Annotated in this window: 15 protein-coding genes; all 15 read left to right on the top strand. The window is 39.4% G+C overall.

Features of this window, described 5'->3' with window-relative positions:
- A partial coding sequence (locus tag PX700_RS21140) for a hypothetical protein (protein WP_479521857.1) occupies positions 1-694 on the top strand: 694 nt, incomplete at its 5' end.
- A gap of 47 nt (positions 695-741) precedes the next feature.
- Positions 742-1,221, top strand: a complete 480-nt coding sequence (locus PX700_RS21135; RefSeq protein WP_479521856.1) for a hypothetical protein — start codon at positions 742-744, stop codon at positions 1,219-1,221.
- Between the two features lie 158 nt (positions 1,222-1,379).
- The gene (locus PX700_RS21130; protein ID WP_479521855.1) at positions 1,380-2,339 is read left to right on the top strand and encodes a trypsin-like serine protease; all 960 of its coding nucleotides are present in this window, start codon (positions 1,380-1,382) and stop codon (positions 2,337-2,339) included.
- A 485-nt stretch (positions 2,340-2,824) separates the two neighbouring features.
- Complete coding sequence (locus PX700_RS21125) at positions 2,825-3,007, top strand: hypothetical protein (protein WP_479521854.1); 183 nt, start codon at positions 2,825-2,827, stop codon at positions 3,005-3,007.
- Between the two features lie 74 nt (positions 3,008-3,081).
- On the top strand, positions 3,082-3,750 hold the full coding sequence (locus PX700_RS21120) for a hypothetical protein (RefSeq protein WP_479521853.1): 669 nt from the start codon (positions 3,082-3,084) through the stop codon (positions 3,748-3,750).
- 58 nt (positions 3,751-3,808) lie between these two features.
- A complete protein-coding gene (locus PX700_RS21115; RefSeq protein ID WP_479521852.1) occupies positions 3,809-4,336 on the top strand; it encodes a lytic transglycosylase domain-containing protein in 528 nt (175 codons plus the stop codon).
- Entirely contained in the window at positions 4,333-4,806 is a 474-nt protein-coding gene (locus PX700_RS21110) for a hypothetical protein (RefSeq protein WP_146866342.1), read from the top strand. The genes PX700_RS21115 and PX700_RS21110 overlap by 4 nt, the downstream gene beginning before the upstream one ends.
- Before the next feature lie 13 nt (positions 4,807-4,819).
- Entirely contained in the window at positions 4,820-5,848 is a 1,029-nt protein-coding gene (locus tag PX700_RS21105) for a CpaF family protein (protein ID WP_479521851.1), read from the top strand.
- A gap of 430 nt (positions 5,849-6,278) precedes the next feature.
- Positions 6,279-6,575: a hypothetical protein gene (locus PX700_RS21100; RefSeq protein ID WP_479521850.1), complete on the top strand. Its 297-nt coding sequence runs from the start codon at positions 6,279-6,281 to the stop codon at positions 6,573-6,575.
- Between the two features lie 76 nt (positions 6,576-6,651).
- On the top strand, positions 6,652-6,837 hold the full coding sequence (locus PX700_RS21095; RefSeq protein WP_479521849.1) for a hypothetical protein: 186 nt from the start codon (positions 6,652-6,654) through the stop codon (positions 6,835-6,837).
- Between the two features lie 183 nt (positions 6,838-7,020).
- Positions 7,021-7,227, top strand: a complete 207-nt coding sequence (locus PX700_RS21090; protein WP_479521848.1) for a hypothetical protein — start codon at positions 7,021-7,023, stop codon at positions 7,225-7,227.
- A 26-nt stretch (positions 7,228-7,253) separates the two neighbouring features.
- The gene (locus tag PX700_RS21085) at positions 7,254-7,661 is read left to right on the top strand and encodes a hypothetical protein (protein ID WP_446701246.1); all 408 of its coding nucleotides are present in this window, start codon (positions 7,254-7,256) and stop codon (positions 7,659-7,661) included.
- Positions 7,658-7,999, top strand: a complete 342-nt coding sequence (locus PX700_RS21080) for a hypothetical protein (RefSeq protein WP_446701245.1) — start codon at positions 7,658-7,660, stop codon at positions 7,997-7,999. Before PX700_RS21085 ends, PX700_RS21080 begins: the two co-directional genes overlap by 4 nt.
- On the top strand, positions 7,989-8,750 hold the full coding sequence (locus PX700_RS21075) for a helix-turn-helix domain-containing protein (protein WP_446701244.1): 762 nt from the start codon (positions 7,989-7,991) through the stop codon (positions 8,748-8,750). The genes PX700_RS21080 and PX700_RS21075 overlap by 11 nt, the downstream gene beginning before the upstream one ends.
- Positions 8,750-9,126: TniB family NTP-binding protein (locus PX700_RS21070; protein WP_479521847.1), on the top strand; the 377-nt coding region annotated here is incomplete at its 3' end. The genes PX700_RS21075 and PX700_RS21070, both read left to right, overlap by 1 nt.

Genomic DNA, 9,126 nt, shown 5'->3' with positions numbered 1-9,126 from the left:
ACCCTGTTTACCCGCTGACAATGCTCAAGGCTTCTGTTTTTTGATTGACCAAACCCCGTGGGGGAAAATCAATTATGAAAGAGAGCCGCTGGTAACACCAACAGGCACCAACACATGGCGAGCAGTCATGCGCTTTACGCTTCCAGACCAAAGAGATCCCGCGTTTACCACGGAATTGTCGATGAGTATTTCCATGCTCACGCAAATACCAACCAATGAGTATGACCCCGCGTTAAACCAAATGACGATATACATAAACAGGCCCGACATGGCCTTTGCGTATGACGGATTGGTGAAACGTAGCGGGGATGATTCGACGTTACTTGGGGATTGGGATGTGGGCGGTAACTTTGCGATAACCAACGTCAAAGACGTCACCATCAAAAACAGCAACGGCACTCAAACCGTGGTTTCTGATGGCTTAGTGAATGTGTTTTTAGTCAAACACGATGACATCGTTGATAGACCAAATTGTCCCGAAGGAAAAGAAAGCATCATCAATCTCATGATAGGAGAAATAACCACACCAAAGGAGCACACCAGTACAGGGCGCATTCGTGCGTATTTAAAATCAACAAGCGCCACTCAATGGCGAGTTGGGCTTGATAACATCGTAAAAAAAGACAGTGATGGTGATATTAAAATCAACCACTCAGGTTATTTAACCGCCATCACTCAATGTAAAACTCTATAACCATTAATTAAGGAAATACCATGTTAAAACAAACACTGATCGCCAGCATGATGACACTGATCCTACTCCCATCGGCTTACGCAAAAGTAACCTATGAAGATGCGGTAAAAGATCAATCCGCCTACAATGCGAAATTAAACGCACTAGCCCCACCGCCAGCAAAAGGCTATACAGAATATGAACTTTCTCAATTTGGAAGTACTGAAGGTGAATGGAAGCAGATTTATACAGGCAACACTACTGGTCGAGTTAATATCCCAAGCAATGCCAAAATGATCATGGTACAAACCAGTGAAGGAACCGCAACGTTTCCAAGAAACAGTGGAGGTTTAACCCTTGCCTCTGTTACCGATAAATCAGAAAACTGTGGACTGACTGCAACGGCAAATGCACGATTTACGGGATCTCAAGTCATGGGAGGAGAGAGTCGCCAACAAGTAAACTGCGGTGGTCATAAACAAAGTGAGCAAAAATGGGGAACGGCTCATGCCAAAGTAAGCATTCAAAAAGTGCTTATTCAAAACTAACATAAACCACTAAAAAGGCGCTGAGTAATCAGCGTCTTAAACGATCATAAGTCACTGACTTTTTAGAACAAAAGATCATAACCAAAAACAGAATAATTAAGTACCCATCAACCCACACAGTGATATAATAGATCTCATAAAAACAAGGACTTATTAAAATGAAATTAGCCACTAAATTACTGTTTACCTTATTGCTATCAAGCAATGCTTATGCTGTCACTAATGGTACGTCTGTCAATTGGAATAACTATCAAGATATGGTCGAAATGGACTGTACAGGAACGGTTATAGCAGGAAAATTCATCTTAACTGCTGCGCATTGTACTAACGATGACAATATTCGTTTTTCTGATAACACCATGGTATCTAGCATTGCTAGAGTAGACCATCTTAATTGGGATACTCCTGATACTGGTATTGATGTATCACTTTGGACGTTACCAAGCAGTAGAAGTAGTGAGCAAATCCATTACTTTGCTGATTTAACTAATGATATCTCTGTTCAAAATCAGAAACTGACGTTGTTTGGGTTTGGTTCAACCAATTATGCTGATAATCCATTACATTACGCCACCGTTAATGCACATATAAACACAGATAAATCCCCACATATCATTAATGGTCAATTTATCAATCAAGGGCAAGGAATTGAAGGCGATAGCGGCGGCGCATGGCTAAACGTAAACAATGAAATAGTTGCAGTTGTTAAAAGTGGCTATGGCGACACCACCTTTGGTACAAATCTGTTTTACGCGAAAAACTTCATTTTAGAAAACATAAATGGCTGGCACTACCCAACCCTTGCGAATACTTCTAATGGGTCAACCACAATCAAAGTTCAATCATTGCATGACCCATTATCAGGTAAAGTAAATGATATGGCTTACACTTCTGGTGAAGCGACAATTACTGGAGGTACTTGTTTTCAAGCCTCGGATATTCAACCGTTCTCAACCTGTACTTACACAGTAGAAGGTACTGGTACTCTTCACCTATCAGATAGTGAATCAATTACTATTAAGCCAACCCCTGAATCAGGCGGCGGTGACAGTGGCGGTAGTCTTGGGTTCTTATCGTTAATCGGTTTACTTGGTCTTGGATTAATCAGAAAAAAGTAATGTTTTGAATTTTAAATGTAATCACTCAAAAATCAGTTTTCTATCCATATTTGCCACCCATAAGAAACATGGGGTTATCTCATTAGAAAAATTGGGTTCATGGAATAGAGCGATTAATAAAAACAACGATTCTGACTTTAAGTGCAAAGAAGAATCAACCATGATGGACGTACATAAAGAATACAAAACAAGATCATAACCATCATAAATCGAACCACAAAAAAGCAGACCAACAGGTTTGCTTTTTTATTGCATTAACATCTCACTTTTAAGAAAAATTCACATAATAAACACACGCAATCGTTCGCTTTTTTCTACCTGCTAATAATGAATATATTAACTATTTGTTTATAACCAAATAGTCTAACCAGCCTTATGAATACAAATGACAATTCTAACATTAAGCATATACTCCGACTTCACATAATACGAGCGACCCATGCTCTCTAGGCTTGTAAATCAACGCCTATTTCATAGAAGAAACAATGCACACTGTTAAGTCACAGCAACACATCACCATGTATTTGATTGCTCAAAAACATGAAGTTTACGGCTACACCTCTTTAGAAACACTGGCTCAATGGAATCGAAAATTACCAAAGAAAAATCAGTCAGCATTTACCTGCAAAAAAGTAACCACGCTCAATAATACAAAATATAACCTTTAATATTTTCATCCAAAGCAAGCCAGTCGGTTTGCTTTTTTCATGCCTGTCATTTACCACATAGAGACATCTTTATTATGACTACGTTTTACTTCTTCATTGAGTTGGTTAGTGTTCCTATTGTAATGATAGGCGTTAGTTTTCTTAGCTACCTAATCCAAACCACACCATCAACCATTCGCAACCTTAACCATCGTTATCAAAAAACAGGAGGAATTGGCGTTCTATTGTTAGGAATGTGTTTTATCACCCAGCCTGAGTCAAATTACTTATTGTATGGTGCTGTGATTGCTTTTCTGATTTTTCATTATTGTTGTGGGTTTACCGTTCAATCGATATATATTCACTCATTGGCCATCGTTCCATCACCTTGGAATAAACAGAAAGTTCAGGTTCATCTTGCTACGCTATCCCAACCACTGGATAAAGAAATGTACCAGGATTTATTTATTCTTCTTGATGAGCTGCAAGCCGCTGGTATCACTACGGTTGTATTGACTTCACCGCTGTTTACTAAGCAAAAAAGAGTAAGAAGTACGTTATTTTTTCAGTACAAGTTAAAGCAAAAAAGCATTGAGCTAGAAAGTAAAACCATTCCGTTCTATACAAAACCATGGTCATGCTGCTTGTTGGCGTTTCAAAAATACCTATTACGAACACCAAGCCTTCAATCATTGCCATTAACTCGCTGGCACCAATACACACTGCGTTTACCTTCACGCTCAAATTCACGATTATCAGAATGATAATTGGGGTGTTTGAGTGCAACAAAGCGAAGCGACGTTAGCCCAAAGGACTTACCCCATGAAAATCAATATAACGGTATTTGCCTACTGGCTAATGCTATGCACTCTTTCGCCTCTCTCTTTTGCAGCACCTGAAAATACCACATCCACCGGTGCGCGAAATTACAATGGCTGGACATCGAGCTACAACCGAAAACAAACCGTTCCTAAATGCACTCGTCATTGTGATGCTATCGCTAGAAGCAGTCGGTATTACGGCGTACCTAGCGCCTTGGTTCTGGCCATCATCAGGCAAGAAAGCAATTTCAATCATAGAGCCGTTAGCCCCAAAGGGGCAAAAGGCTTAATGCAGTTAATGGACATGAACTCCACTCACATTGACCCATTCAATCCTGAGCAAAATATTCATACTGGCACGGCGTTGTTAGCTCGCCTATTAAACCAATACGATTCCATTGAATTGGCCCTTGCTGCGTATAACGCGGGCGAAGGCAACGTAAGAAAATACGGGGGCGTTCCCCCGTTTAAAGAAACACAGAACTACATCAAAAAAGTCATGCTCTATTATCGAGGATACCAATCATGAAACCTTACTTACTGCTGCCCCCTCTGCTTCTGTCCTTGCTCTATACACCACCTTTACTCGCCGCCTCCGAAGCCGATTGTGCTATTTGGATGTGTTTACCGACTGGATTTGGTGAAGGCTGTGGAGACGCAAAGAAAGCCTTTAAGAAAAGAACCAAACGGCATCAACCCTCTATGCCGCCATTTCCATCTTGCGAAGTTCGACCCGCTGGAGATACGTCAGTCATTAGAGATAAATACACTTCAAAAGATGGCGTTGCCGCTTATGTTCCCACAAGAACGATATGCATCCGTCAAGGTAAGAATACCTGTATGGAAACCAAAACCATTGATGAACACATGGTAAAAGACAGACGATGCGCTCGAACCTCAAAAGATGGGCCATATTACCCAACAGGTTGCACCCAAACCTTTAGATACACCGAAGTCTATTTGAATGGTCACTTGTTTGGCCAAACTCAATACTACTAATTAAGAGGCCAACATGAGTGACACCATAGCAACGCTCTTTGGTGATGTTCCTATTGCCAAACAATACGAATGGCAATGGGTAGAGAAACACTTTGAACCACTCAAACAATGGTTTTTATGTGACGGTGTCACTGAAATCTTTGTTGATAGGTTCGATTCAATCTCCATCGAGCGCAACGGCAAGATTGAAAAAACCGACACCACCTTTGTATCAGAGCAAACCCTTAAAAATTTAATCACTCAAATTGCCTTATGCTTAAATCAAACCTTAACCGATGAGTCCCCTATCATGGATGCCCGTCTTCCTGATTGCTCCCGCTTGTGTTGTACGCTGCCAAGCGTCACACCACAAGGCGCGACAATCACGTTACGTGTCGCACCAAGGGATTCTATAGGTATTGATGAATTAGTGGCGTATGGCGCCCTTAGCGAAGAAATGAAGGTCTATTTACAAGGACACATCCAGCAAGGCAGTAACATGATGGTGTCAGGCAATACTGGCTCAGGAAAAACCACCTTGCTTCGCGCCTTAGCGCGATTCATTCCACTTAATGAGCGCGTCATTACCTGTGAAGATACTCAAGAGCTGTACTTAGATTGGTTGCCCTATCGCGTATCACTGGAAGCTCCGAATCGAAAAGACAGTGAAATTGAAATGAAGAACCTCATTGAAACGTCACTTCGTATGAGACCCGATAGAATTTGGGTTGGGGAAATCCGAAAAGCGGCAGCAGCCGACGCCTTTCTTCAAGCAATTAATACGGGCCACTCTGGATGTGTAACCACCATTCACGCCAATAACACAATTGATGCGGTATCACGTTTGCAATATCTCATTGCAAGCCAAGGCTTGATTAGTTTTGATTTGGCTGGAAAACAAATCATGGGCTCAGTCAATCTACTGATACACGCCAGCCGTCATGCTGACTACGGCAGACGAATAACGGAAATCACCGAAATCAAAGACGGGAAATGCATTCCTGTTTTTACGTTTAACACTCAAACAATGGAGCACGAACAATGCAAACCAACGACACCATAACCCCTAAGAATACAGTTCGAGTACTAATGGCATCGTTAATTATACCTCACGTAATATTAATGAATTTTAATCTACTTGGTCTAATCCTCTATCTCGTAGTATTCACCCTTTTCACTGAATACCTTATCGTGCTTCTTTATCGCCACTGCGATAACAAAAAAGACTTAACGGCACTATTTATTTGGCTTAGCAGCAAAAAAAACGGGTTATGTTTTTTAAAAAACACAACCTACCGCTTCCTACACCACATAATTTATACCGTTCCTATTGCTTGTTTCTATATTGCTTTATTTTCTTGGGCGTTAAACGAAAATGTAGACATTAACTTGAACCTTATTTTTATTATTTTAACCATGATAATCAGCAAGCCGTTAATCATTCTCATCTGGTTTTTCTCATGGATTAGTAATGTTTACGAGGCTTTATATAAATGATGCCATACCCTAAACATAAACAAAGGTTAAACACCATCAAATATACGATAGACGAACAAGCCCCTCTAAGCTCATCAGAGACGACCAATAAACGACCATCTAACTATCGAGTTCTCCATTTGAACGCTCAACAAGAATTTGAGCGTAAAGTGATTATTTGCATGGAACATTTACCAAACGATAGGCTAGAAAAAACAGCCTCACCAACCAATCCCCCTCCAGAAGATAAAGAATGGGAAAGAGCACGAAACGAAGCGCTTAATCGTTTATCAACAAGAAACCAAGATACTTGACTTGTACAATCCATCCTCGCCAACCAACAAAAGGGGATAAGTAACCCCCAATGTATTTAGTTAATAAGGAAACAAAATGGAAAATCGCAATTTTGAGCAGGATGTACTAATTGCTATGAATGTAGTTAGTAACGCCCCTTTTAAAATATCAAATAAGCATTTAACTCTAAGCTACCAACCAATATCACCCGAGCAAGAACGGCACTGGCACAACGTCACCCTTGAGGCTAAAAAACGACTATCAACATTGAAAGAAAATTAAATATCATTAATGTTTTATTGTACAAAAAGGATTCATATTATGTTTAACCCTATTTTCAATCCTCAAGTAACACTCAAACATGAAAACGCTCTACACGTTCTTATTGAATGCATCTTAGAAAATATCATACCTAACGAGATTAATATTTACGCTTATCGAATAAGCACAGGATGCTTTCACGTTATGAAGCTGGACAACCAACTCGACATTACCATCACCGATGGCCACGTTGATATTCCAGATAAAGAAAACTGTTTAGATTCTTTACGAGTTGGCCACATCCAACTAGGCGTTCTCGATTGCATGGATGTGACCTACACCATTGCTCATATTATTGAACAGATTAAAGCTAAAAATAATCGTCTAACTTATTCTTATCAAACACAATAATTACCATAAAAAGGACGTATGCAGCCATGAACACATCAAATGAACCACTAAACTATGAATACGCTTACATCGAAATAAGAAATCTTTTGGCTTACACATTTAATGTAATTGCAAGTGAAGTGGGTGATGGATTTACACCTATTGATATTGGAGTAAAAGAAAACGAAGCACTTAAAAAAAGACGACAACTGGCTGAGGATATTGTTTGTACTCAAACCCATTCTTTACATAAATCCCCTCAGCCAATCACCCTAGAGCAGCATGATGAACTAATAAAAAAATTCATGTATTACCTTACTTTCATTACCTGTGATTCCGCCCCTAATGGAGTGTTCACAAATAACCACCCTGAACTCGACACGCTTAGATATCCAAATGCAGATAATGACTTAGATGAAACACTCAAATCAGAAAGCGGGAGCGATAACGCATGAAACTTAACGTTGATTTTTCAGAACTTGAAAATGCAGTACAGCAAATGAAAAACACCACTATCGACTGTTCAAAAAGTAATAACACCGTCGATTCACTGCAATATTATAAGCCCTTACAATGCGAACAAGCCGATATAGAAGCGGTCCTCAATCAAGTAAACCTAATGGGTTACACCAATATCGATTACTTACTTTCTCGTTTTTTTACTGGCTCACTTTATCGAGAAAAAGGGATGCAAATCATCGTTTACTTATTGGCAACGAAACAGCTTATTTGTCACGAACCTTCTCCTCTAAACGAATTTAGCAAAGTATGGGCTGGTAAAAATGAATCATAAATTACTCGAAAAAGGGATCACAGCCTGCCGTGAACATACTCGCTTACAACGCGATCCTATCGTACTAAAAAAAGCACGTATCTATCTAAACCGTGAAGATGGCGAACGATACGAATTACTCGAGTACTTAGATGAACATTCTCAAGTAATGATCCGTAACCTAAAAACACAACAAAGTAAGATCGCTAGTATTTATCAATTAGAAAACCTTAACGTCAATAAAGGTGAAGATACACCTATTAGTTTAAGTGCGATAGGTGATCAATATTGGGAAAAGTCATCGATTAAATATGAAGCCATCAAACCGTTACTTAATGCTGAACAATATAATCCAACGTCAGTAAAACAACGTGCAAAAGTGGTTAATGTTAATGAGCGCACTTTATACCGTTGGTTACACTCCTATAACTCTGTTGGCTCTATTTCTGGATTAATCGATAAAAAACGTGGTTGGAAAATAGGAAGAGCTCGCTTAAACCAAGAGCAAGACACATTAATGTCTCAAATCATCAATGAGTTTTACCTTAATGAACAAAGACCAACGATTGAGCAAACGATCCGAGAAGTACAACGTATAGCAAGCATAAAGGGAGTTAGTAGTCCAAGCCGACGAACCATTCGTAAACGTATTTTACAGTTATCGGAAAGTACAACTATTGAAGCCCTAGCAACAAAAATAGAACCAATGAACATTTCAAATAATACATTGCTTTCAAACAGTAATAATTTCACATTTGGGGAGATTGAATAATGGAAACATCCTATCTATACGTTCACGATAAATTCCGTCATTTAGTAACGGCATCAGATGAAGAACGTATTACTTTTTTAGATGAGCCCCGTTGGATTGGTTATGGAGTAGCCAAAGACGTAAGAGAAAACCTTGTCTCTTTAATGAATAAACCAAAGCGTCCAATAATGAAGAATTTACTTGTTGTGGGAGATTCAAACAGTGGTAAAACAACACTAATTAGACGTTTTTATGATTTATTTGCGCAACCTTATGTTGGTAGCCAATCAGAAGGGATACATCCTGTTATTTTAATTAACGCACCCAACACAAAACCGAAAGATCTATATATATCGTTACTTGAGTGTTTTTGCGTTCCTTTTAGAGCAGACGATAG

It is taken from the genome of Pseudoalteromonas sp. TP27, assembly GCF_056470645.1.
This window is presented reverse-complemented; position numbering and strand designations above follow the sequence as displayed.

Excerpts from the sequence above, each read along its gene's own strand:
- PX700_RS21135 (WP_479521856.1), top strand. The coding sequence starts at position 742 with ATGATGACACTGATCCTACTCCCATCGGCTTACGCAAAAGTAACCTAT.
- PX700_RS21130 (WP_479521855.1), top strand. The coding sequence starts at position 1,380 with ATGAAATTAGCCACTAAATTACTGTTTACCTTATTGCTATCAAGCAAT.
- PX700_RS21125 (WP_479521854.1), top strand. The coding sequence starts at position 2,825 with ATGCACACTGTTAAGTCACAGCAACACATCACCATGTATTTGATTGCT.
- PX700_RS21120 (WP_479521853.1), top strand. The coding sequence starts at position 3,082 with ATGACTACGTTTTACTTCTTCATTGAGTTGGTTAGTGTTCCTATTGTA.
- PX700_RS21115 (WP_479521852.1), top strand. The coding sequence starts at position 3,809 with ATGAAAATCAATATAACGGTATTTGCCTACTGGCTAATGCTATGCACT.
- PX700_RS21110 (WP_146866342.1), top strand. The coding sequence starts at position 4,333 with ATGAAACCTTACTTACTGCTGCCCCCTCTGCTTCTGTCCTTGCTCTAT.
- PX700_RS21105 (WP_479521851.1), top strand. The coding sequence starts at position 4,820 with ATGAGTGACACCATAGCAACGCTCTTTGGTGATGTTCCTATTGCCAAA.
- PX700_RS21100 (WP_479521850.1), top strand. The coding sequence starts at position 6,279 with ATGATGCCATACCCTAAACATAAACAAAGGTTAAACACCATCAAATAT.
- PX700_RS21095 (WP_479521849.1), top strand. The coding sequence starts at position 6,652 with ATGGAAAATCGCAATTTTGAGCAGGATGTACTAATTGCTATGAATGTA.
- PX700_RS21090 (WP_479521848.1), top strand. The coding sequence starts at position 7,021 with ATGAAGCTGGACAACCAACTCGACATTACCATCACCGATGGCCACGTT.
- PX700_RS21085 (WP_446701246.1), top strand. The coding sequence starts at position 7,254 with ATGAACACATCAAATGAACCACTAAACTATGAATACGCTTACATCGAA.
- PX700_RS21080 (WP_446701245.1), top strand. The coding sequence starts at position 7,658 with ATGAAACTTAACGTTGATTTTTCAGAACTTGAAAATGCAGTACAGCAA.
- PX700_RS21075 (WP_446701244.1), top strand. The coding sequence starts at position 7,989 with ATGAATCATAAATTACTCGAAAAAGGGATCACAGCCTGCCGTGAACAT.